Here is a 22,134-nt window from a genome sequence, read left to right as displayed (position 1 = left end):
CACTGGAGCGGAAGCGGACCCCTCCGACGAGATCCCCCCGCGACGAGGACACCGGCCGTCGCCAATGCGGCGGCAGCGTGGTCCGGAGGTCGGTTTCCGGGCTGCGCCGAGTTGTGACATCCACCTGGGTACCAGGCCCCGGAAGCTGACCCCGATGTCGATCGCGGTGCACAGCGCCGCAGGCGAGGGTGTCCATGAACGTCATGTCAACGGTGCAGCAGGTGTTCGTCGGAGCAGGGGTGCGTGGCGATGAAGGCGGTGGCGTGCGACCACCCGCGAGCATGCCGCATGTCCGGTGGTCCAAGCCGGTGGTCGGTTCGCCGACGGCGGTACGCGGGCATGTTCCGCTGGGAGAAGTCGGCCGTACGAGTCCGAGCCGAGGAAGTCGGTCATCACGTCGTGGAACAACCAGCCGTGCCTTTTCCTCCGTCGCCGTGGCACCTCACCGGCGACATGGTCGTCTCCCTGTGGCGCGTCCCGACGGACGATCTGCCGCCCTGGCCCCTGCCGCACGGGGTCCGCCCCTGGTTCGTGCGGGGCCGTGCCACCCTGCTGACCTTCTGGGTGGACTACCGGCCCGGCGGCGTCCTCGCCTACCGCGAATTCCTCATCGCCCTGGCCGTTCGCCACGGCCGCCGCCTCGCCGGCAGCACCGTGGCCGCCTGGGTCGACGACGAACGCTCCCTGGCCGGGGGACGCGCCCTGTGGGGCATCCCGAAGGAGCAGGGCGTGATCATGCTCAGCGCGGACGGCCGGGGCAGCCGGGGCGAGCTGACCGCCGAAGGCATTCCGCCGGTCCGCGTCACGTACCGGGATGTGCTGCGGCTGCCCTTCCGGCTGCCTGCCCGCGCCCACCTGGTCCAGCAACTGCCCGACGGTAAGGAGTGCCACGTGCCCATGCGGATCAGCGGACGGCCGGCCCTCGGCCGCAGCCGCGTCACGACCGGGGCCGACGTTCGGGGCCAGTTGCTCGACGGCTCGGCCGGCCCGCCGCCCGGAGCCGCCCTCGGCGCGAGCGCTCCGCTGTCCTTCCTCGCCCGGCATCGGCCGCTCCTCTCCCTCGCCGTCCGCGACTTCCGCAGCACCGTGGGCAGTTGAGCCGTACGGCCCTCCCCCGGCACCGCGCGTTCACGGGATGAGGCACCTGCCTCGTCCGGCCCTGCCGGAACGCGCCGCACGCGCGGTGCCGCGGGAGCCCTTCAGCAGCAGCGGCTGTGGGTGCGGGCCTCTTGATGCCGGGTGCGCAGCACCTGGTACTCCCGGCGGGTCGGCACCGGGGTGAGCGGGTGGTGGAGTCGGTGCCGCTCGCAGTGGCGGTCGTACTGGGCCTCTCCGGTCAGCTCGCGCAGATACCAGCGCACCGCCCGCGCCCAGTGCCGGATCCTCACGAGCGGGCTCCGGCCAGGGGCTCGACGGAGTCGCCGGGTGCGTCGATGCGTGACTCGACGTACGGGGCCTCGGTGGTCGGCAGCGGCGTCGTGGACCGTATCGCGCGCACGCAGACCACCGCCGCGTTGCCGATCACCACGGCGACCAGGAGCAGGAAGAGGGCAATGAGGACGCCGTCGACGGTGGAGTTGGTGACCACGGTGTGCATGTCGGCGGTCGTCTTTGCGGGGGCGAGGATCCGGCCGGCGTCCAGGGCGTCGGCGTAGTGGGCCCGTTGGGCGAAGAAGCCGATCTTCGGGTCGGCGGAGAAGACCTTCTGCCAGCCGGCGGTGAAGGTGATCGCGGTGACCCAGGCGAGGGGAACGCCGGTCACCCAGGCCCAGCGCAGCCGCCCGGACTTGACGAGGACGGTGGTGCAGACGGCGAGGGCGATGGCGGCGAGCAGCTGGTTGGCGATGCCGAAGAGCGGGAAGAGCTGGTTGATTCCGCCGAGCGGGTCGGTGGCGCCGGTGTAGAGGAAGTAGCCCCAGGCGGCGACGACCAGGCCGCTGCACAGCCAGATGCCGGGCTTCCAGTTGACCCGGCCGATGGGCTTCCAGACGTTGCCGAGCATGTCCTGGAGCATGAAGCGGCCGACGCGGGTGCCGGCGTCCACCGTGGTCAGGATGAACAGCGCCTCGAACATGATCGCGAAGTGGTACCAGAACGCCTTCATGGCAGCCCCGCCGAAGACTCCGGAGAAGATCTCCGACATGCCGACCGCGAGGGTCGGGGCGCCGCCGGAGCGGGCGATCAGGGTCTGTTCCTCGACCGCCTTCGCGGCCTGCGTGAGCTGGTCGGGGGTGATGGTGAAGCCGAGGCCCGCCACTGCGTGGGACGCGGACTCGGCGGTCGCGCCCAGCAGACCCGCCGGTGCGTTCATCGCGTAGTACAGGCCCGGCTCCAGCGTCGCCGCGGCGATCAGCGCCATGATCGCGACGAACGACTCCATCAGCATCGCGCCGTAGCCGATCAGCCGGACCTGGGACTCCTTCTGGATGAGCTTCGGGGTCGTTCCGGAGGAGACCAGGGCGTGGAAGCCGGACAGCGCGCCGCAAGCGATCGTGATGAAGAGGAAGGGGAACAGCGCCCCTGCGAAGACCGGGCCCGTTCCCGACGTCGCGAAGTCGCTCACCGCGTCGGCCCTGAGCACGGGCGCGGCCACGATCACGCCCACCGCGAGCAGGGCGATCGTGCCGATCTTCATGAAGGTGGAGAGGTAGTCGCGCGGCGCCAGCAGCATCCACACCGGCAGCACGGAGGCGACGAAGCCGTAGCCGATCAGGCAGAAGACGAGGGTGGTGGGGCTGAGGGTGAACGTGCCGGCGAGGGAGGAGTTCTGCACCCAGCCGCCGCCGACGATCGCCAGGAGCAGCAGCGCCACGCCGATGAGGCTGGTCTCGACGACCCTGCCGGGACGGACCCGGTGCATCCAGAAGCCCATGAAGAGGGCGATGGGGATGGTCATCGCGACGGAGAACGTACCCCACGGGGAGTGGGCCAGGGCGTTCACGACCACCAGGGCGAGCACCCCGAGCAGGATGATCATGATGGCGAACACCGCGACCAGAGCGGCCGCCCCGCCCGCCCGGCCGATCTCGTCACGGGCCATCTGCCCCAGCGACTTGCCGTCCCGGCGCATCGACAGGAACAGCACCACCATGTCCTGCACCGCTCCGGCGAAGATCACCCCGGCGACGATCCACAGCGTGCCCGGGAGATAACCCATCTGGGCCGCGAGAACCGGTCCCACCAGCGGCCCGGCGCCGGCGATCGCGGCGAAGTGGTGGCCGAGCAGCACCCGGCGGTCGGTCGGCTGGAAGTCGACGCCGTCCTCCAGTCGCTCCGCGGGCGTGGCCCGGCGGTCGTCCGGCCGGAGTACGCGGCGGGCGATGAACCGCGCATAGAAGCGGTAGGCGATGGCGTACGAGCCGAGCGCGGCGACCACCAGCCAGATCGCGGAGATCTTCTCGCCCCGGGCGAGCGCGAGGACGCCCCAGGCGACGGCTCCGAGCAGGGCGACGCCGGTCCACAGCAGGGCGGACCGAAGTGATATACGCGACTTCTCGGGCGCGGGCGGGCCGGATTCGGGCAGGGTGGACACAGACATGGCGGCTCCTCACCAGGGTGGGGCGGGACACCTCGTGACCCGAGGTGCCCGGGAGTCAGCGAAGCGGCGGCTCTCCCGCTCGCTGGGGGTCTGTGCAAGAGTTGCCCACCCCCCGGAACCGGTTGACAGCGAATTTCCAGAGGATTTCCCGCCGGTTCCGTGTCCTCCGATCGGGCCCGCCGCGCAACTCCCCCGTGAGGATCAGGCACACCAAGGACGGTGACCCATGGCCGACGGCACCCTGACCGCGACGTTCCTCGCCGTGATCGGCGGAGCGTCGCTGCTCGCCGTCACCGCACGGCGCCTGCGGCCCAGTGACCGGCTGCCGTCCCTGGAGGGCTGGGCGCTGGCCGACCGCAGCCTGGGCCCGGTGTGGACCTGGTTCCTGCTGGGCGGCACGATCTACACCGCGTACACCTTCACCGCCGTGCCGGGTCTGGCGTACGGCAACGGCGCCGCCGCGTTCTTCGCCGTGCCGTACACGGTGATCGTCTGCCCGCTCGCCTTCGTGCTGCTCGGCCGGCTGTGGAGCGTGGCCCGCGCCCACGGCTACATCACCGTCGCCGACTTCGTCCGCGGACGGTACGGGTCACCGCCGCTCGCCCTGGTGGTCGCGCTGACCGGGATCCTCGCGACCATGCCCTACCTGGCGCTCCAGCTGCTGGGCATACGGGCCGTGCTGACGGCCGGCGGGGTGTATCCGCGCGGTGCCGCCGGGGATCTGGTGATGGTGGCGCTGTTCGCGGGACTCGCCGTGGCCACGTACCGGCACGGGCTGCGGGCACCCACCGTCATCTCGGCGCTGAAGGCGGTGGCCGTCTTCGTGTCGCTCACCGCGGTCACCTGGCTGGTCCTGGAGCGGCTCGGCGGGCCGGGTGCCGTCTTCGACGGAGCGGCCCGGCGGCTCGGCGGCGACGCGCTGGTGCTGACCCCGGCCCAGCAGCCCGCCTACGCCACCCTCGCGCTCGGTTCGGCGCTCGCCCTGCTGATGTACCCGCACGTGCTGACGGCGGGGTTCGCCGCCGACGGGCCGCGCACCCTGCGCAAGGTCTCGGTGGCGCTGCCCGCCTGGACGGGACTGCTCGCGCTCTTCGGCGTCCTCGGCTTCGCGGCGCTCGCGGCCGGGGTGCGGGCACCGGAGGGCGGGGCGGAGGCGGCCGTGCCGATGCTGGTCGACCGGTTGATGCCGGGGCCGCTGGCCGGGCTGGTGTTCGGCGCGATCACCGTCGGGGCGCTGGTCCCGGCGGCGGTGATGTCGATCGCGGCCGCCACCAGCTTCGTCCGCAACGTGTACGTCGAGTACGTGCATCCGACGGCCACGCCCAAGCGGCAGGTCCGCATCGCCAAGGCCGTCTCGCTCATCGCGAAGGCCGGGGCGGTCGCGTTCGTCTTCGGGCTGCGCGACCAGGACGCGATCAACCTCCAGCTGCTCGGCGGGGTCTGGATCCTGCAGATCTTCCCCGCCGTCGCCGTCGGCCTGTTCACCGGACGGCTGCATCCACGGGCCCTGCTCGCCGGGTGGGCGGCGGGCATGGTGGCCGGGACGTACCTGGTCGTCCGCGAGGGCTTCTCGTCCATCGTGGGCTTCGGTTCCGGGCCGCTGGAGATCTACGCCGGGCTCGCCGCGCTGCTGCTCAACCTGATCGTCGCGGTGGCCGGCACCGCCGTACTCGAACGTCTCGGCGTCCCGCGCGGCGCCGACCTGACCGACCTGCCGTCCCGCCTGACCGTCAGGCGGCGTCCGGAGACGGGAGCGAACCAGCAGTGAGACACAGACACCCGATACCGCTGCCGGAGCACGGCGTCGAGGCCCTGGCGCCCGCGCCGGCCGACCCGGCGGAAGTGGAGCGCGAGGCCGGACTCGCGGGGCTCTTCGAGCTGCACTACGCCTCGATGCTGCGCCTGGCGGTGCTGCTGGGCGCGGACGACCCGGAGAACGTGGTGGCCGAGGCGTACTACCAGATCTACCGGAAGTGGCGGCGCCTGAGGGACATCGAGGCGGCGGAGGCGTATCTGCGCTCCACGGTGTGCAATCTGACCCGCATGCGGATCCGGCACCTCCAGGTGGCCCGCAAGCACGTGGAGAGTCCGCCGGAGGAGACCGTCGTCTCCGCCGAGAGCGCGGCGCTGCTCCGCGACGACCAGCGCGTTCTCATCGACGCGCTGCAGCAGTTGCCGGCCCGGCAGCGCGAGGCGCTCGTGCTGCGGCACTGGCTCGGACTGAAGGAGGGCGAGATCGCGGCCGCGATGGGCATCTCCTCCGGTTCGGTGAAGACACACACGGCGCGCGGTCTCGCCGCGCTGACCCAGGCGATGGAGGCCCGGCGATGAACCACACCGATCCGGACCGCACGGAGCGGGAGCTGACCGAGGCCCTGGCCGCCCTCGCCGGCGGGGTGCGCGCCGCACCTGACGCCTACCGCACGGCACGCGGCGAGTGGCTGCGCCGCGAACGCCGTCGCCGGCTCGTCCTCACCGTGCTCATCACCATCGTGTTCGCGCTCGCCACACTGATCGGTCTGTGGGTGCTGAACGAGGCTCCGTCCCATCCGGGAGTGATCTTCTCCGGTCTCCCGAGCGCTCAGGTCAGCACGCGGTAGGTCAGGTGCGTGACCCGGCTCGCCGCCCGCGAGGTCACCTGCTCCAGTCGCAGCGGCGGGACGCCTTCGAAGAGCCGCGTGCCGGCGCCGAGCGTGAGAGGCACGATGTGCAGCCGCAGCTCCTCGACCAGGCCGGCGGCGAGGTACTGGTTGACGGTGGTCGCGCCGCCGAGGACGGTGACGCCGCCGTCCCCGGCGGCCTCGCGTGCCCGGGCCAGGGCCGACGCGATGCCGTCGGTGACGAAGTGGAACGTGGTGCCGCCCTCCATCGGCTGCGGCTCGCGCGGGTGGTGGGTGAGCACGAACACCGGCGCGTGGAACGGCGGATCGCCACCCCACCAGCCGTTCCACGGGCGGTCCCACGCGCCCCGCACCGGGCCGAACATGTTGCGTCCCATGATGAACGCCCCGGCTGTGTTCAGCCGGTCGATCTCGGCCCGGTTCTCGTCGGGTGTACGGAACATCCAGGCGTGCAGTTGTTCACCCGAGCCGTCACCGCCGTCGTCCCCGAACGGCCGCTCCTCCGTCTGGCCGAGCCCGGCCGAGTACCCGTCGGCCGAGATCGTGATGTCGCACACCACCCTGCCCGTCGATGTGGTCATGGCCCAGTCCTCCTCGTGGCGTCCCAGTGTCAGAACCTACGCGCACGAGCCCCCGTCCTGGGGACCCCGCCCGCGCCGCGCGGATGCGAAAGTGTGATCGCCCGTACGACGCATCGGAAGGGAACTCTCGGCATGGCCGTCATCCACCACACCACCCTGAAGCCGGCCAAGCTGGAACTGCTCACCGCCTGGCTGCCATCCCGCCCGTGGTACCGCGGCGCGGCGGAACCGGAGCTGGCGAAGGCGGGAGGCTTCCGGCTCGACGATCCGCAGGGCGCGGTGGGGATCGAGTTCATGGTGGTCACCGACGTCTCCGGCCCTCGGCCGGTCGCGTACCTGGTGCCGCTGGCCTATCGCGGTGCCCCGCTCGAAGGGGCGGAGCACGCCCTCGTCGGCACGATGGAGCACGGGGTGCTGGGGCAGCGCTGGGCCTACGACGGCTGTCACGATCCCGTGCTGGTCGCCCAGTTGGTGGCCCTGATCGAGGGGCGGGCCCAGGCCCAGGACCCCAACGTCAGCGACACCCCCGCTCAGGAGATCGTCGTCTCCCGCCCAGAAGAAGGCTCCCTGTCAACGGACCTCACCGTCACCGACGACCGGGAAGGCACCGCGCTGACCACACCGCAGGGCCTGGTCCTCCGCTTGCACCGGCCCCTGCAGCCCGCTGCCGATGGCCTGTTCGTGCCACCGCAGGGGGCGACCGGCCATGTCGCGGGTTCCTGGGAGGCGCCGGACGGCACCCGCGCGCAGGGGGTGTTCGCCTTCCTGCACGGCGGCAGCAGGGCGTAGCTCCCCGGGGTCAGCGTGTCCGCGAGCGGAACGTCCTGCGGTACGTGTCCGGGGGCACGCCGACCGTGCGGTTGAAGTGGCGGCGCAGGGTCGTGGCGGTCCCCATGCCGGTGGCCGCCGCGATGGCGTCGACGCTGTCGTCGCTCTTCTCCAGCAGTTCCTGGGCGTGCCGGATGCGCTGGGTCAGCAGCCACTGCAGAGGGGTCGTGCCGGTCACCGCTCGGAAGTGCCGGCCCAGGTGACGGGAGCTCATTCCGGCCCGGCGGGCCAGGTCCTCCACGGTCAGCGGCTGGTCGAGCCGCTCGATGATCCAGGGGAACAGGGCGGCGAGCGGGTGGTCGTCCCGGTCGGGCACCGGAGCCGTGACGAACTGGGCCTGGCCGCCTGCCCGGTGCGGGGGTACGACCAGGCGGCGGGCGACGGCGTTGGCGACCGACGAGCCCAGGTCGAGACGGACGAGGTGCAGGCACAGGTCCAGCGCGGCGGCCTTGCCGGCGGAGGTGAGCACCCTGCCGTTGTCCACGTACAGCACGTCAGGGTCGACCTCCACCAGGGGGTGACGGGCGGCCAGTTCATCGGTGTGCGCCCAGTGCGTGGTGGCGCGCAGCCCGTCGAGAAGCCCCGCCGCGGCCAGTACGAACGCGCCCGTGCACAGGGAGACCACCCGCGCGCCCGCCTCGTGGGCCTCGCGCACGGCGTCGACCAGGCCTTCGGGCGGATCCTCGTCGACGTCGGCCCAGCCGGGGACGATCACGGTGCCGGCGTGGCGGAGCCGGTCGAGGCCGGCGTCGGGTTCCAGCCGGAACCGGCCGATGTGCACGGCGGCCGGGCCGCAGACGGTGAGGTCGTACCAGGGGCCCGTCACCCCGGCCGGGGCGGCGGCGAACACCTCGTGTGCCAGGGACAGTTCGAAGTGCAGCATCCCGTCGGTGGCGGCCAGCGCGACAGTGGTCATGTCCGTAATTGTACGGGGCGTGTCGTTCCAGACCCTCACGGTCGGATGCTCATCACCGTCAGGATGGCCACAGTTGATCAGTCGAGCACAGGGGAGAGCTCATGGGACCGGGTCAGACGGTGACGGTGTTCGGCGCGTACGGGCACACCGGGCGGTTCATGGTGGCGGAACTGCTGGAGCGCGGGTTCGTCCCGGTCCTCTCGGGCCGCGACGAGGTGAAACTCAAGGCGCTGGCGGCGGCGTACCCCGGGCTGGAGGTCCGTCCGGCGTCGGTCGACGATCCGGACGCGCTCGACCGCGCGCTGGCCGGGGCGGCGGCGGTGGTCAACTGTGCCGGGCCGTTCGCCACGACGGCCGCTCCGGTGATCGAGGCGGCCCTGCGCGCCGGCGTCCCGTATGTCGATGTGGCGGCCGAGATCGAGGCGAACGCGGACACGTTCGCGCACTTCGCGGACCGCGCCCGTGCCGCGGGAGCGGTGATCGTCCCGGCGATGGCCTTCTTCGGCGGACTCGGTGACCTGCTGGCCACCGCGGCCATGGGCGACTGGACCGGGGCCGACGAGGCGCACGTCGCGTACGCGCTGAGCGGTTGGCAGCCCACGGACGGGACACGGGCCGCCGGCGCGGTCTCCCGGGAGCGGCGGGGCGGTGCGCGCGTGGTGTACCGCAACGGGCGGCTGGACTACCGCCGGGACGAGGCGACGACCCTCCAGTGGCCCTTCCCGGAGCCTTTGGGCTCCCGGGCGGTCATCGGGGAGTTCACCATGGCCGACGTCGTCACCATCCCCAGCCACCTGGCCGTCCCCGACGTACGCACCTACATGACGGCCGAGGCCGCCCGGGACGTGTCGGCCCCCGGCACACCGACGCCGACCGTGGTCGACGAGCACGGGCGGTCCGCACAGACCTTCCTCGTCGACGTCGTCGTGCGCTCCGGCGGCGCCGAACGGCGCGCCGTGGCGAGGGGGCGGGACATCTACGCGGTCACGGCGCCGCTGGCGGTGGAGGCGGTGCACCGCATCCTCACCGGACGGACCCGGACGGCCGGTGTCGTCTCCGCCGGCGAGATCTTCGACGCGGCCGACTTCCTCCGCTCGCTGTCCTCGCACCTCTCGGTGGAGCTGCCTCGATAGGGGCCGGCCGGCCACGGGGAGTTGTTCCGGCCGACCGCCCACCGCCTCAGAAGGCCGGTGCGGAATGTTCGGCCGGCTGGTTGTGGCGCCGTGCCCCGAGTACGGCGTCCCGCAGCCGCTCCTGAGCCATCGTCAGACATGCGTACACCGCTCCCTGCGCGGTCGACAGACCGATGAGGTGCTGCACCGGTCTGATCTCAGGGGCGGCCGGCAGGCTCCGGTCGAGCCGGCCGCGCACCTCCAAAAGCACCTCGTCGACGAGCGGACCCAGCCGGCCCACGAAGTAGACCGACTCGGGGTCCAACGTCACTGCGACGACGCTGACAGCGGTCACGATCGCCGTGGTGAACGCCTCCAGCACCTCGGCACGCGAGCCTCGGGGTGCGGCTCCAGCCAGAGGTCCTCGATGCGCTCGAGCGCGAGAGAAGCTCGACGCGGCCCCCGAGAACTTCGTGCACGTCGCCTCGCACACCCGGTACGACCACCAGTCGATGCACGACATGGGCTTCCGCAACCTGGTTCTGCTGGACCGCGGCTACGACCCGGTGACCCACGGCTACGACTACGTGACGGTGAAGTCCCTGGACGACCTCAACACCATGCTCGGCATCTGATCCGAGGCGACACCTTTCCCGCACGGCACACACCGGTCTTTTCTGACGGCTTGTGCGGCCGTGCGGGACGAGAACCCGGTGCCTTCCGCCCCCGTTCCCCGGATGCGCTGCCGAGGTCGCCTACGGCGCCAGGTTCTTCCGCTGGTTCTCCGAGGAAGCCGTCCGTGTCGCGAGACCATGGGTGAGAGGGAAGCGCTCATCGAGCTGTTCCTGGACAACCTCACCCGCCGCGCCGAGGGCCTACCGCTGCGCGACGTCGTCGGCAAACGCCGCGGTCACGTGGTGGACTCCAGCCCACCACGCCTCTGTGAAGGCAGTACTTTTCCTGGTAAACACTGACTGAAGCCGCACGAAGAAGAGGCCGGCCGGGAAATCACCTCCGTCACGGATCATCCAGAAGGCACTGTGGAGGCAGCCGGTGGGAGACGTCGCATTCGACCGCAGAGCCTTCCTGACCGGTGCCGGCGGGATCGCCCTCGGCGCAGCCGCCGCCTCGCTCACGGCATGTGAGACCCGCGCCGGGCGGAATGTCACCAAGACCGGCAAAGTGCTCATCGTGCGGAACATCGGCGGCTCCTACGGCGAGGCGAACCGGAAGGCCCTCTACGACCCGTTCACCGCAGAGACCGGTATCCGGATCAAGGTGGTGAACTTCGGGCACGAGCAGATGCTCGCCCAGGTCAAGGAGGGCCGTCCGCGGTTCGACGTCATGGACATCGACATGTCCAACCTGGTGCTCTTCGAGCACGAGGGCGCCTCCGAGCCACTGGATTACGGCCGGCTGAAGAACACCCGGAACGCCGGCATCGCCCAGTCGCTGCTCACCCCCAACGGCGTGGGCAAGAGCTACTGGGCCAGCGTCCTCGCCTACCGCACCGACGCGTTCGGCGGGAGGAGGCCCGAGTCGTGGGCGGACTTCTGGAGCCTGTGGCGCTTCCCGGGCAGCCGCGCGCTGCAGGGCGAGGTGGACTATCCGGAACTGGAGTTCGCGCTGCTCGCGGACGGTGTGCCGCTCGACCGGCTCTACCCCCTCGACGTGGACCGCGCCTTCAAGGTCATGGACGAGATCAGGGGTTCCGTACGGACGCTCTGGGAGTACGGCGCGGAGCCCGGTGAGCTGCTGTCCCGCGGCAGTGCCGTGGCCTCCAGCACCTGGGCCGGCCGACTCCAGAGCCTCCTCGGGCGCGGGACTCCCCTCGCCTACGAGTGGAACGGTGCCCGCAGGCAGAGCAACGGCTTCGGCATTCCCAAGGGTTCCGCGAACCCGGACGCCGCCTACCGGCTGATCGATTTCGCGCTGCGGCCCGAGGTGCAGGCCCACATGGCCCGGCTCTCCCTCGACGGTCCCGTGGTGCCCGCCGCCTACGGGCACCTCACCGAGTCCACCGCCGTGCATGTGCCGAGCACTCCTGGCCACCTGCTGTCGGGCTTCGACCTGGACATCGGCTGGTGGCTCGAGAACCGTGACGCCGTGACCAGGCGTTGGCAGGACTGGGCGCGCACCTGACCGACTCAATGCAGCCATATGGCTGAATATGAACGCGCATGGTAAAGAGTCGGTATGCTCCGGCACCCCGGTCGATTCTCGGCCTTCCGCTCCTCTCCGCCCAGCGGGGGGCGTACCCGGTCGGCCTCACGACGGCCGAGGCGGCACGACGCGCGGCAGGAGTCCGGCGCCCGGTCCCCGGGAGCGAGATGGGGGACCCTGCCGAGGGTGCGGAGCGTCGCCGGCCAGGTGTTCCTGCTGCAGTCGGTGATCATGGTGCTGTTCGCCGCCGCCGCGGGAGGAGCCCTCGTCGTGCAGGCGCGGGAGTCGAGCACGCAGGAGGCGCGTCAGCTCTCGAAGGGCGTCGCCCAGTCCTTCGCTCGGGCCCCGGGAACGCTGGCCGCCATGAAGTCCGGCAACCCCACCGAGCTGCTCCAGCCGCGCGCGGAGGACACCCGGAAGAACACCGGCGTCGACTACGTGGTGACCTTCGATCCACAGGGTTTCCGCTGGACCCACCCCGACCCGAAGCTGATCGGCCGGCACATCTACGCCGTACGCGAGGGCGGCGCCGCCGACCGGCCGTTCACCAGGACGTTCGAGGGCAGTCTCGGTCTCGCCGTGGACACGACGGTTCCGGTCTACGACACCAACGGGATCACCATCGTCGGCTTCGTGTCGGTCGGGGTCACCGTGGCCAGTGTGGACGACGTGGTGCAGGATCAGCTGCCGCATCTGCTGGGTTTCGCCGGCGGCGCGCTCGCGGTGGCCGCGGGCGGCACCGCGCTGGTCTCGTGGCGGTTGCGGCGGCAGACCCGCGGCCTGGATCCGTCCGAGATGACGCGCATGTACGAGCATCACGACGCGGTGCTGCACGCGGTGCGGGAGGGCGTGCTGATCATCGGGAGCGACGGCCGGCTGCTGCTCGCGAACGACGAGGCGCGACGGCTGCTGGGCCTGCCCGCCGATGCCGAGGAGCGCCGGGTCACGAATCTCGGTCTGGAGGCGGGTACCGCCGAGCTGCTGGGTTCGGGCCGGCCGGCGACCGACGTGGTGCACCTGGCGGGCGACCGGCTGCTGGCGGTCAACGTGCGGCCGGTCGACCCGGACGACCGCACGGCGGGCAGCGTGGCGACCCTGCGCGACACGACGGAACTGCGGGCACTGGCGGGCCGGGCGGAGGTGGCCCGGGAGCGGCTGGGGCTGCTGTACGAGGCGGGGGTGCGGATCGGAACGACACTGGACGTGGTGCGTACCGCGCAGGAACTGGCCGAGGTGGCGGTCCCCCGGTTCGCCGACACCGCCACGGTCGACCTGCTGGATCCGATCCTGCGCGGTGCGGTGTCGGCCGGGCCCGGTCCGCAGATGCGCCGCGTGGCGGTGCACGGCGTCGACGGTGCCCGGTCTCTCTATCCGGTGGGTGAGCTGATCCGCTTCGTCCCCTCGTCACCGGCGGCCGTCGGTGCCGAGCGCGGCCGTGCGGTCCTGGACGTCGACCTGACCGCTCCGGGCGGCTGGATGAGCGCCCAGGACCCCGACCGAGCGCGGCGCGTGCTGGATCTCGGTTTCCACTCCCTGATCACGGTGCCGCTCCAGGCCCGCGGTGTGGTGCTGGGCATGGCGAGCTTCTGGCGCTCCGACGGCGCTCCCTTCGGCAGGGAGGATCTGGCCTTCGCCGAGGAACTGGCCGCCCGGGCCGCGGTCGCCGTAGACAACGCCCGCCGCTACACCCGCGAGCACACCCTCGCCGAGTCACTGCAGCGCAGCCTGCTGCCGGGCTCCCTGCCCGACCACTCGGCCGTCGAGGTCGCCCACCGCTACCTGCCCGCCCTGGAGGGCGTGAGCGGCGACTGGTTCGACGTGATCCCCCTGCCCGGTGCCCGGGTCGCCCTGGTGGTCGGCGACGTCGTGGGGCACGGCCTGCACGCGGCGGCCACGATGGGCCGGCTGCGTACCGCGGTGCACAACTTCGCCGCCCTCGACCTGCCCCCGGACGAGCTCCTCGGGCACCTTGACGAGTTGGTCGCACGGATCGACAGCGACGAGAACGGGGACCGGGACCACGAGAGCGTCGCGGGCGCCACCTGCCTCTACGCCGTCTACGATCCGGCGTCCGGGATGTGCTGCCTGTCCCGGTCCGGGCATCCGGAGCCGGCTCTGGTGCACCCCGACGGCACCGTGGAGTACCTGCGGGTGCCCGGTTCACCGCCGCTCGGCCTGGGCGGCGCCGAACCTTTCGAGACCGCCGAGGTCAGTCTCCCCGAGGGCTCGCGGCTGGTCTTCTACACGGACGGTCTGGTCGAGGACCGGGAGCGGGGCATCGACAGCGGCCTGGAGGCGTTGCGCCACGCTCTGGCCGGCGCTCGCCGCACTCCGGAGGAGACCTGCCAGGACGTCCTCGACGCGTTGCTTCCCGCCCGGTCGAGCGACGACATCGCCCTGCTCGTCGCCCGCACCCGCCTGCTGGACCCCTCCCGGGTGGCCGAGTGGGAGGTGCCCGGCGATCCCTCGGTCGTCGCGGGCATCAGGGCGGACGTCACCGGACGGCTCAGGTCCTGGGGACTGGAGGAGCTGGCCTTCACGACCGAGTTGATCGTCAGCGAACTGGTCACCAACGCCATCCGCTACGGCATCGGACCGATCCGGCTGCGGGTGCTGCGCGACGGCGACAGCCTGATCTGCGAAGTCGCCGACGGCAGCAGCACCTCACCCCACCTGCGCAGGGCCGCGATCACCGACGAGGGCGGGCGGGGACTGTTCCTGGTCGCCCGGTTCGCCCGGCGGTGGGGAACGCGCTACATGGCCCGCGGCAAGGTGATCTGGACCGAACAGCCGACCCGGAGTCCGGCGGTCGAGCCCGAGGAGATGTCGGCCGACGCCCTGCTGGACCAGTGGGAGGACGCGGCCTGGTGAGAAGGCCGCCTCATAGGGCCCCCATACAAGGCGGCTCGCGATGGTGACTTGGCCGCGCCGCCCGGCCCGCCGCTGCAGCCGGCCGCATGACGAACCAGAACCACCGCTCATTCCGCGCAGGAGGTGGGAGCCTCGCATCTCAAGGTGCAGCTCGACCTCTAGCACTGCCAGATCGTCGAGGGCGACCTCACCTCGACCGTGCGCCGCGACCTGGCGACCGGCCGGGTCGGTCATCTGCAGATCGCGGGGGTGCCCGACCGTAACGAGCCCGACCGGGGTGAGCTCAGCGTCCGCCACCTGCTCGACGTGGTCGACGAGCTGGGCTTCGACGGGTGGACCGGCTGCGAGTACAACCCCCGTGCGGGCACGAGCGAAGGTCTCCGCTGGCTCTACGGCTACCGGAGCCACCGTGGGTCGGAGGGGCACCGCTGCGGGAGCATACGGCGGAGATCTCAGCACCTCGTCGGGCCGGACGGGGCCGTGAGTGCCGCATCCCAGCCCTCTCTTGACACAACGTCCGAACTTCGTGCCGGCAACGGACAGATCACCCGTCGGCTCCGTGCGGGGCCTCGGAGAACCTTGATGGAACGCGACAGTCGGACGATCCACGCCACCGGTGCGGGCCCGTTCGAGCATCGTGCCCGGGAAAGGTCGATCCGGTGATCGCCGAGGCCCCCCCAGGTCGCCTTCGAGGTGATCGACATCGCCAAAACGACCCTCACCAACGGCCGGTTCGTGGCCTGACTCGGTCAGGCGTCCGCCCCTGTTCTGCATCGTTTCCAGACCCTCAGAAGGAAAAGCATGTCGCTCCTGAAGACCATCGATCCCAACCCCTCCTTCGCACCTCAGGAGTCCGGCCCGCTGCCGGAGCGCCTGATTTCCGGCGAAACGGCCTACAAGACCTGGGCTCAGGACGCCGCCTGCGGGGAAACGATCAAAACGGGCGTCTGGGAAGCCACGCCCGGCGAGACGCGCTCGATCAAGGGCGAGACCTTCGAGTTCTGCCACATCCTCTCCGGTGTCATCGAGCTCACGCCGGAAGGCGGCGAGCCGGTGGTCTACAAGGCAGGCGACAGCTTTGTCATGAAGCCGGGCTATGTCGGGGTCTGGAAGACCATCGAAACCGTGCGCAAGATCTACGTGACTGTGTCGTGACACCGATGCCGCAGCGCGCGAGCGTCGTCGAGACCTCTCGCGAGGGCAGTCCGCCGAGAGGACACATGTCCTCGGTGCCGTGATGACCACGCTGTGGCAGAAATCCAGATCAGCGATGGGGCAGGTGGCGATGGGACGGGCGGCTGCCGCCCGGTCCCATCCGTACTGCTCGGCGTCGCCGCGCCCGACAGCGGCGACGCACCCCTGCCACGCAGCCAGCCGTTGGTGCCGATCACCAGCCATGCGGACTCGATCGAGCTCGGGGGAGGCAGGTGAGGACCCCGGAAAGCTCGCCGATGCCGATGCCGACGCGGCCGCCTTCGCGGTCGCGGCCCGACTGCTTGACGCCGCGCCACATCCAGGCGCCCCTCACGCAGCTCATGCACCGCCGCGACACTCGCCCGCGCCGTCTGAAGACTCCGCACTGCCTCCCGGGCCGGCTCGACCAGGGGCCCTTCCGGCGTCCGTCAGGACTGCCCTGCGCCCGATGCGATGGAACAACGCGGAGCCGAGATCACGCTCCGGTGCTCGCGCGGCCTGCGACAGCGACGGCTGCGCCACGTACAGAGCAGAGGCCGCGCGGTTGAACCCTCCGCGATCGACAATCGCAAGGAAGTATTCCAGCTGCCGAATGCCCTACGTGCCCTCCGCCCCTCAAGAAATCAACTGACGACCTCGATCGGTCCCGACCACGGTTGCGTGAAGGATCGCCTCGACGAAGCACGGACCTGCACTGAACGTAACCCGTCACCGAAACCCGGTCACAGCTGACTGAGGCACTTCCCGATCCGATGTCTCACGGGGTACGGAACCCGCGGAACGTCACGTGCTTGCGAGTCTCGAAGCCGAGCCGTTCGTACAGCGCGAGCGCACCGCTGTTCTCCTCGGCCACGTGCAGGAAGGGACGGTCGCCGCGCGCCACGACGCGTGCGATGAGGGCGCACAGCAACCGGACGGCGTGGCCCCGGCCGCGGGCCTCGGGGGCGGTGCAGACGGCGCTGATCTCGGTCCACCCTGGAGGCCTCAGCCGCTCCCCCACCATCGCCACCAGCGTGCCGCCGTCGCGGATGCCGAGATAGGTGCCGAGTTCGTGCGTGCGGGGCCAGAACGGCCCCGGCCGGGTCCGCTCGATGAGGTCCAGCATCTCGGGCACGCTCTCCGCGCCGAGTTCGACGATGCCGGAGTCGATCTCGGCACCGGACGGATCCGGGCCGTCGTGACCCGCCCAGATCATCTGCCGGCCTTCCAGGACGAAGACGGGCTCCCAGTCCGGCGGCGGAACGGCCGGGCAGCTGAACATGTCGGCGAACTCGCCCGGCCCCAGCAGCTTGGCCAGGTCGGCCCATGCTTCCGCGTCCGGCTCGGCGGGCACCGCGGAGAAGGTCGCGACCCCGGGCACGTAGGTGGCGGCGGCACCGAGCCGGCGGGCGAGATGCGCGTGGTGCCCCCGGAGGGACGCGCCCACCGGGTCGTCGAGTGCGTCGGCGTCGCTGAACCCCGTCATCGTGCTGCGTCTTCCCTGCCGTCGGCCGGTGCCGGCCGGACAGGAGACCGGCGGCGTCTTCGGATGCCGCCGGCCATGCTAGTGCGGTGACCGCCGGGGTCGGCGGGCGGGGCGGGTCCGGTGGATGGCCGGTCCCGGCCTCACAGGCCGATCGCTCCGTCGATGCGCTCGCGGAGCAGGTCGGCGTGGCCGTTGTGACGGGCGTACTCCTCGATCATGTGGATGAGTACCCAGCGCAGCGACACCGTTCCGCGCCAGGAGTCGTCGCCCTCGACGTCGAGATCGGGGGCCTCGGTGACGAACCGTTCGGCGAAGGCCACCTCGGCCCGCCACGCCTCCCACGCCGCCGCGACGCCCGTCGGGTCGTCCGTGGCTCCGTGGAAGTCCTCGTCGGGGTCGGCGGTCGAGGAGAAGAGGGTCGGCGCGTCCCGCCCGGCCAGGACCCGCCGGAACCAGCGGCGTTCCACATCGGCGAGGTGACGGACCAGACCGAGCAGGGAGAGCGTGGACGGCGCGACGGACCGCAGGGCCAACTCCGGCCCCAGACCGGAGCACTTGAGCTGCAGCGTGGCGCGCTGGGCACTCAGGACGTCGATGAGCATCCGCCGTTCGTCGCCCGTCGTCGGGCCGGTGAACCGGGGACCGCTGTCGCCGCCGCCGAACAGTTCGGCTCTTCTGGTGGTTTCGGTCACGTCCGCCCTTCCGGTCGCGTCGTACCCGCTGCGCACGCCGTCCGCGTGGCTGTGGCCGCCACGGTCGCGCGCGTCCGTCGACGACCATCGGTCCCCGGGCACCGAGAAAGCCACGGACCCGAACAGGCCCAAACAGCAGACTGGACAGAATCCTTGACGAGGCATCAGCTCGTTCTTACGCTCCCACTCTATGGGAGCGTTCCCATACCCCCCACGCCCCGGAGGCCACCGTGACCGATCCGTACCGGCGTCCCCGCACCGCGCCACGACCCCGGAGATCGCCCTTCCGGCCGGGCGGCCGCTTCATCGGCTGCGTCTCCGCCGCCGCACTCGCCGTTTCCGCGCTCGTCGCACTGCCGCAGAGCGCGAACGCGGCGACCGCCCGGCAGGTCGAGAAGCTCGACCGCGGACTGACCAGCGTGCACACCGGCAGCGGAAACCTGGTGTCGTGGCGGTGGCTGGCGACCGACCCGAACGACGTGTCGTTCAACGTCTACCGCGGCGGCACCAGACTCAACTCCTCCCCCGTCACCGCCTCGACGAACTACTTCGACGCGGGCGGCGCGGCCTCGGCCGACTACACGGTGCGCGCCGTGGTCAACGGCACCGAGCAGGCCGCGTCCGCGCCCGCCGTCCAGTTCCGCACGGGCTACAAGGACGTACCGGTCTCCCCGCCCGCGGGCGGTACCGCTCCGGGGAACTCGGCCTACACCTACGAGGCCAATGACGCCTCCGTCGGCGACCTCGACGGCGACGGCGTCCTGGACCTGGTCCTCAAGTGGCAGCCCACCAACGCCAAGGACAACGCCCAGTCCGGCTACACCGGCAACACCGTCGTCGACGGCATCAAGCTCGACGGCACCCGGCTGTGGCGTATCGACCTGGGCCGCAACATCCGCTCCGGCGCCCACTACACGCAGTTCCAGGTGTACGACTATGACGGCGACGGCAAGGCCGAGGTCGCCATGAAGACCGCCGACGGCACCCGCGACGGCACCGGCGCGGTCATCGGCAGTTCCTCCGCCGACCACCGCAACTCCAGCGGCTACGTACTGTCCGGCCCCGAGTACCTGACGATGTTCAACGGCCAGACGGGCAAGGCGATGCAGAGCGTCGACTACGTCCCGGGCCGCGGCACCGTCTCCTCCTGGGGCGACAACTACGGCAACCGCGTCGACCGCTTCCTCGCCGGCACCGCCTACCTGGACGGCGCCCGCCCCTCCCTGATCATGGCGCGCGGCTACTACACCCGCACGGTGATAGCCGCCTGGGACTGGCGGAACGGTGCCTTCACCCGCCGCTGGACCTTCGACACCACCTCCTCCACCAACAGCGGCAAGGGATACGACGGCCAGGGCAACCACAGCCTGTCCGTCGCCGACGTCGACGCCGACGGCAAGGACGAGATCGTCTACGGCGCGATGACCGTGGACGACAACGGCAGCGGGCTGTGGACCACCCGGCTCGGCCACGGCGACGCCGGCCACGTCGGCGACCTCAACCCGTCGCGTCCGGGCCTGGAGTACTTCAAGGTCTCGGAGGACTCCAGCAAACCCGGATCCTGGATGGCCGACGCCCGCACGGGTGCGCGGCTGTGGCAGACGGCATCGGGCTCCGACAACGGCCGTGGCGTCGCCGCCGACATCCACGCCGGCAGTGCGGGCGCGGAGGCCTGGTCCGCCGCCGACACCACCCTGCGCTCGGCCACCGGCGCCTCCCTCGGCCGGGAGCCCTCCAGCGTCAACTTCCTGTCCTGGTGGGACGGCGACCCCGTCCGCGAGCTCCTCGACGGCACCCGCATCGACAAGTACGGCACGTCCGGCGACACCCGGCTGCTGACCGGCTCCGGCGTCGCCTCCAACAACGGCACCAAGTCCACGCCGGTCCTGTCCGGCGACCTCCTCGGCGACTGGCGCGAAGAGGTGATCTGGCGCACGAGTGACAACAGGGCGCTGCGGATCTACTCCACGCCGAACCAGACCAGCACGAAGATCACCACCCTGCTCCACGACACCCAGTACCGCACGGCGCTCGCCTGGCAGAACACCGCCTACAACCAGCCCCCGCACCCGAGCTTCTTCATCGGCAACGCCATGCCGACGGCGCCCCGGCCCACGGTCTACACACCCTGACCCAGGGGCCCTCCCGCGCTGTCAGGTGTCGCGCAGCGCCTTGTCGATCTCGCCCAGCGCGTGGGTCAGTCGTGCGTAGTCGGCGTGGGCCACCGGCGCCACGAAGTACCGCTCGACGACCTGCGCGTGGACGGCGGCGGCCCGGAGGAACACCGCCCGGCCGTGATCGGTCGCCTCGACCAGGACGCTTCTGCGGTCTCCGGGAGCCGGCACGCGCCGCACCAGAGCGGCTCCCTCCATGCGGTCGATCAGGCGGGTGATGCCGCTGCTGGTGAGAGTGAGGTCGTCGGCGAGCCGGCGCTGCGAGATCTCCTCGTCCGGGCGGCGGCACAGCCGGATGAGGACCTCGAACATGGTGTGGCTGACCTCGCACTCCCTGCGCAGGGCCGTGTCGATCCGCTGTTCCAGACGGGTGGCGGCCTTGATCAGCAGTCCGAAGTCCTGCACGAGCCTGCTGCCGGCGGCTCGGGCCGCGTCGTCGTTCTCTCGGTTCGCGGGGTTCACCCGGCCGACTTTACTGCTTCTTCATCTACTGCTCCCTCACCTACTGCATCTTCATCTACTGCCGTCTCAATTGCTGAGCAATCAATTGCTGAGCAGTCAACGATTCTCTACGGTGGACACCCAGCACCCACCACGTCGGCAGAGAGGGAGATCAGTGGACCTGCAGCACTGGCTCGGCCGGGCCAACGACGCGATACAGCAGTGGGCCGACACCTTCGGCCCTTACGAGCAGCACCCGTCCCTCCTCGTCGACGACGACCGCTTCGCCGTCGCCTTCGGAGAGCTCACCGGAAGGCTGAGGGAGAACTACCCCTTCTTCCATCCGCGCTACGCGGGACAGATGCTCAAGCCTCCGCACCCGGCGGCGATCGTCGGCCACCTCACCACCATGCTCATCAACCCCAACAACCACGCCCTGGACGGCGGCCCGGCCACCGCCCGCATGGAGCGCGAGGCCGTCGCTCAACTGGCCGCGATGTTCGGCTACGACACCCACCTAGGCCACCTCACCACCAGCGGAACGATCGCCAATCTCGAAGCCCTCTTCGTCGCCCGCGAGCTCCACCCCGGCCGCGGCATCGCCTACAGCGCCGACGCGCACTACACCCACGGCCGCATGTGCCACGTCCTGGGCATGAAGGGGTACCCCGTCCCGACCGACGACCGCGGCCGGATCAGCGTCGACGCGCTGGAGGACATCCTGCGGACGGGAGAAGTGGGCACGGTCGTGCTCACCGCGGGCACCACGGGCCTCGGAGCCGTCGACCCCGTCCACTCCGCCCTCGCCCTCCGGGACCGCTACGGGGTCCGGCTCCATGTCGACGCGGCCTACGGCGGGTTCTTCACCCTGCTCGCCGGCGCCGACGGCCCGGAAGGACTCCCCGCGGAGCCCTGGCGGGCGATCGCCCGCTGCGACTCGATCGTCGTCGATCCGCACAAGCACGGACTCCAGCCCTACGGCTGCGGTGCCGTCCTCTTCCGTGACCCCGAGGTGGGCCGCTTCTACCTCCACGACTCGCCCTACACCTACTTCACCTCCAGTGAACTGCACCTCGGCGAGATCAGCCTGGAATGCTCCCGCGCCGGGGCCGCGGCCGCCGCCCTGTGGCTCACCTTCCAGGTCCTCCCGCCCACCCCCGACGGACTCGGCCGCGTCCTCGGCGCCGGCCGCCGGGCCGCCCTGCGCTGGGCCGACCTGATCACCGCCTCGGACGCCCTGGAGCTTTACCAGCGGCCCGAGTTGGACATCGTCGGCTACTTCCCCTCGGTGGAGCCGGCGACCCTCAGCGGTGTCGACGCGGCATCGGCACGCGTCCTGGCCGACGGCATGGCGGGGACCGATCCCGTGTTCCTGAGCACCCTCAAGGCCGACCGCGACGCCTTCACCGCACGCCACCCGGAGGTCACCGCCGACGCCGACGGCGCCCGCATCCTGCGCAGCGTCCTGATGAAGCCGGAGTCCGAGGACCACGTACAGCACCTGCACGACCAGGTCACGCTTCTCGCCCGGTCGTGAT

General features: G+C 71.2%; 22 protein-coding genes and 1 pseudogene. 14 read left to right on the top strand and 9 right to left on the bottom strand.

Annotation, left to right across the window (positions count from 1 at the left end; translation table 11 throughout):
• The first annotated feature begins 414 nt into the window (after nt 1–414).
• Complete coding sequence (locus A4E84_RS38575; protein WP_062930982.1) at nt 415–1,098, top strand: acetoacetate decarboxylase family protein; 684 nt, start codon at nt 415–417, stop codon at nt 1,096–1,098.
• Nucleotides 1,099–1,199: 101 nt separating this feature from the next.
• Here A4E84_RS38575 and A4E84_RS38570 read toward each other — a convergent pair whose 3' ends face one another.
• Together A4E84_RS38570 and A4E84_RS38565 are read right to left on the bottom strand one after the other, a co-directional pair.
• Nucleotides 1,200–1,388 carry a YbdD/YjiX family protein gene (locus tag A4E84_RS38570; protein WP_062930981.1) on the bottom strand — a complete coding sequence of 63 codons (189 nt, stop codon included), beginning with the start codon at nt 1,386–1,388 and terminating at the stop codon, nt 1,200–1,202.
• Complete coding sequence (locus A4E84_RS38565; protein ID WP_062930980.1) at nt 1,385–3,538, bottom strand: carbon starvation CstA family protein; 2,154 nt, start codon at nt 3,536–3,538, stop codon at nt 1,385–1,387. Before A4E84_RS38565 ends, A4E84_RS38570 begins: the two co-directional genes overlap by 4 nt.
• A 226-nt stretch (nt 3,539–3,764) precedes the next feature.
• Between A4E84_RS38565 and A4E84_RS38560 the strand changes: the two genes are divergently transcribed.
• From A4E84_RS38560 to A4E84_RS38550, 3 genes are read left to right on the top strand one after another with little or no spacing between them, the layout of a single operon-like run.
• Nucleotides 3,765–5,306 (top strand): sodium:solute symporter family protein, encoded by a 1,542-nt coding sequence (locus A4E84_RS38560; RefSeq protein WP_062930979.1) that lies wholly within the window; start codon nt 3,765–3,767, stop codon nt 5,304–5,306.
• Nucleotides 5,303–5,869, top strand: coding sequence for a SigE family RNA polymerase sigma factor (locus A4E84_RS38555; RefSeq protein WP_062930978.1), 567 nt, complete (start codon nt 5,303–5,305; stop codon nt 5,867–5,869). The genes A4E84_RS38560 and A4E84_RS38555 overlap by 4 nt, the downstream gene beginning before the upstream one ends.
• Nucleotides 5,866–6,138 (top strand): hypothetical protein, encoded by a 273-nt coding sequence (locus A4E84_RS38550; RefSeq protein ID WP_062930977.1) that lies wholly within the window; start codon nt 5,866–5,868, stop codon nt 6,136–6,138. The genes A4E84_RS38555 and A4E84_RS38550 overlap by 4 nt, the downstream gene beginning before the upstream one ends.
• On the opposite strand, the gene A4E84_RS38545 is transcribed toward A4E84_RS38550, so the two are convergent.
• Entirely contained in the window at nt 6,120–6,740 is a 621-nt protein-coding gene (locus tag A4E84_RS38545) for a dihydrofolate reductase family protein (protein WP_062930976.1), read from the bottom strand. The two genes, A4E84_RS38550 and A4E84_RS38545, sit on opposite strands and share 19 nt — an antisense overlap.
• Nucleotides 6,741–6,872: 132 nt before the next feature.
• Here A4E84_RS38545 and A4E84_RS38540 point away from each other — a divergent pair, with 132 nt between their 5' ends.
• Nucleotides 6,873–7,529 (top strand): maltokinase N-terminal cap-like domain-containing protein, encoded by a 657-nt coding sequence (locus A4E84_RS38540; RefSeq protein ID WP_062930975.1) that lies wholly within the window; start codon nt 6,873–6,875, stop codon nt 7,527–7,529.
• Nucleotides 7,530–7,539: 10 nt separating this feature from the next.
• Here the strand turns inward: A4E84_RS38540 and A4E84_RS38535 are convergent, their stop codons facing one another.
• Nucleotides 7,540–8,484: a helix-turn-helix domain-containing protein gene (locus tag A4E84_RS38535; protein ID WP_062930974.1), complete on the bottom strand. Its 945-nt coding sequence runs from the start codon at nt 8,482–8,484 to the stop codon at nt 7,540–7,542.
• 101 nt (nt 8,485–8,585) lie between these two features.
• Between A4E84_RS38535 and A4E84_RS38530 the strand changes: the two genes are divergently transcribed.
• Entirely contained in the window at nt 8,586–9,617 is a 1,032-nt protein-coding gene (locus A4E84_RS38530) for a saccharopine dehydrogenase family protein (protein WP_062930973.1), read from the top strand.
• A 46-nt stretch (nt 9,618–9,663) separates the two neighbouring features.
• On the opposite strand, the gene A4E84_RS38525 is transcribed toward A4E84_RS38530, so the two are convergent.
• Nucleotides 9,664–9,951 (bottom strand): hypothetical protein, encoded by a 288-nt coding sequence (locus tag A4E84_RS38525; protein WP_237305083.1) that lies wholly within the window; start codon nt 9,949–9,951, stop codon nt 9,664–9,666.
• 118 nt (nt 9,952–10,069) lie between these two features.
• Here A4E84_RS38525 and A4E84_RS41705 point away from each other — a divergent pair, with 118 nt between their 5' ends.
• From A4E84_RS41705 to A4E84_RS38505, 6 genes are all read left to right on the top strand, one after another.
• Nucleotides 10,070–10,231, top strand: a complete 162-nt coding sequence (locus tag A4E84_RS41705) for a hypothetical protein (protein WP_237305082.1) — start codon at nt 10,070–10,072, stop codon at nt 10,229–10,231.
• 177 nt (nt 10,232–10,408) lie between these two features.
• Nucleotides 10,409–10,570, top strand: a complete 162-nt coding sequence (locus A4E84_RS43285) for a hypothetical protein (RefSeq protein ID WP_162494365.1) — start codon at nt 10,409–10,411, stop codon at nt 10,568–10,570.
• 79 nt (nt 10,571–10,649) lie between these two features.
• Nucleotides 10,650–11,738 carry an ABC transporter substrate-binding protein gene (locus A4E84_RS38520; RefSeq protein WP_062930971.1) on the top strand — a complete coding sequence of 363 codons (1,089 nt, stop codon included), beginning with the start codon at nt 10,650–10,652 and terminating at the stop codon, nt 11,736–11,738.
• A 54-nt stretch (nt 11,739–11,792) separates the two neighbouring features.
• The gene (locus A4E84_RS38515; protein WP_079129293.1) at nt 11,793–14,630 is read left to right on the top strand and encodes a SpoIIE family protein phosphatase; all 2,838 of its coding nucleotides are present in this window, start codon (nt 11,793–11,795) and stop codon (nt 14,628–14,630) included.
• Nucleotides 14,631–14,801: 171 nt separating this feature from the next.
• Nucleotides 14,802–15,293, top strand: a complete 492-nt coding sequence (locus A4E84_RS45560; protein WP_335340858.1) for a TIM barrel protein — start codon at nt 14,802–14,804, stop codon at nt 15,291–15,293.
• A 138-nt stretch (nt 15,294–15,431) separates the two neighbouring features.
• Nucleotides 15,432–15,785, top strand: coding sequence for a cupin domain-containing protein (locus tag A4E84_RS38505; RefSeq protein ID WP_062930970.1), 354 nt, complete (start codon nt 15,432–15,434; stop codon nt 15,783–15,785).
• A gap of 329 nt (nt 15,786–16,114) precedes the next feature.
• Here A4E84_RS38505 and A4E84_RS41700 read toward each other — a convergent pair.
• The 3 genes and pseudogenes from A4E84_RS41700 to A4E84_RS38495 form a co-directional block, all read right to left on the bottom strand.
• Nucleotides 16,115–16,418 (bottom strand): annotated as a pseudogene (locus A4E84_RS41700) (LysR family transcriptional regulator); the annotation flags it as partial.
• Nucleotides 16,419–16,581: 163 nt separating this feature from the next.
• Nucleotides 16,582–17,289 carry a GNAT family N-acetyltransferase gene (locus tag A4E84_RS38500; protein ID WP_062930969.1) on the bottom strand — a complete coding sequence of 236 codons (708 nt, stop codon included), beginning with the start codon at nt 17,287–17,289 and terminating at the stop codon, nt 16,582–16,584.
• 140 nt (nt 17,290–17,429) lie between these two features.
• A complete protein-coding gene (locus A4E84_RS38495) occupies nt 17,430–17,981 on the bottom strand; it encodes a DinB family protein (RefSeq protein WP_213084223.1) in 552 nt (183 codons plus the stop codon).
• Between the two features lie 230 nt (nt 17,982–18,211).
• Here A4E84_RS38495 and A4E84_RS38490 point away from each other — a divergent pair, with 230 nt between their 5' ends.
• Nucleotides 18,212–20,113: a rhamnogalacturonan lyase gene (locus A4E84_RS38490; protein WP_062930968.1), complete on the top strand. Its 1,902-nt coding sequence runs from the start codon at nt 18,212–18,214 to the stop codon at nt 20,111–20,113.
• A gap of 21 nt (nt 20,114–20,134) precedes the next feature.
• Here the strand turns inward: A4E84_RS38490 and A4E84_RS38485 are convergent, their stop codons facing one another.
• The gene (locus A4E84_RS38485; protein WP_062930967.1) at nt 20,135–20,617 is read right to left on the bottom strand and encodes a MarR family winged helix-turn-helix transcriptional regulator; all 483 of its coding nucleotides are present in this window, start codon (nt 20,615–20,617) and stop codon (nt 20,135–20,137) included.
• Nucleotides 20,618–20,771: 154 nt separating this feature from the next.
• Between A4E84_RS38485 and A4E84_RS38480 the strand changes: the two genes are divergently transcribed.
• Complete coding sequence (locus A4E84_RS38480) at nt 20,772–22,133, top strand: pyridoxal phosphate-dependent decarboxylase family protein (protein ID WP_062930966.1); 1,362 nt, start codon at nt 20,772–20,774, stop codon at nt 22,131–22,133.
• Nucleotide 22,134: the final 1 nt, after the last annotated feature.

The sequence above is a fragment of the Streptomyces qaidamensis genome (assembly GCF_001611795.1).
GTDB classification, from domain to species: Bacteria; Actinomycetota; Actinomycetes; order Streptomycetales; family Streptomycetaceae; genus Streptomyces; species Streptomyces qaidamensis.
Note: the sequence above shows the minus strand (reverse complement) of the source record. Positions and strands in the feature narration are given on the sequence as shown.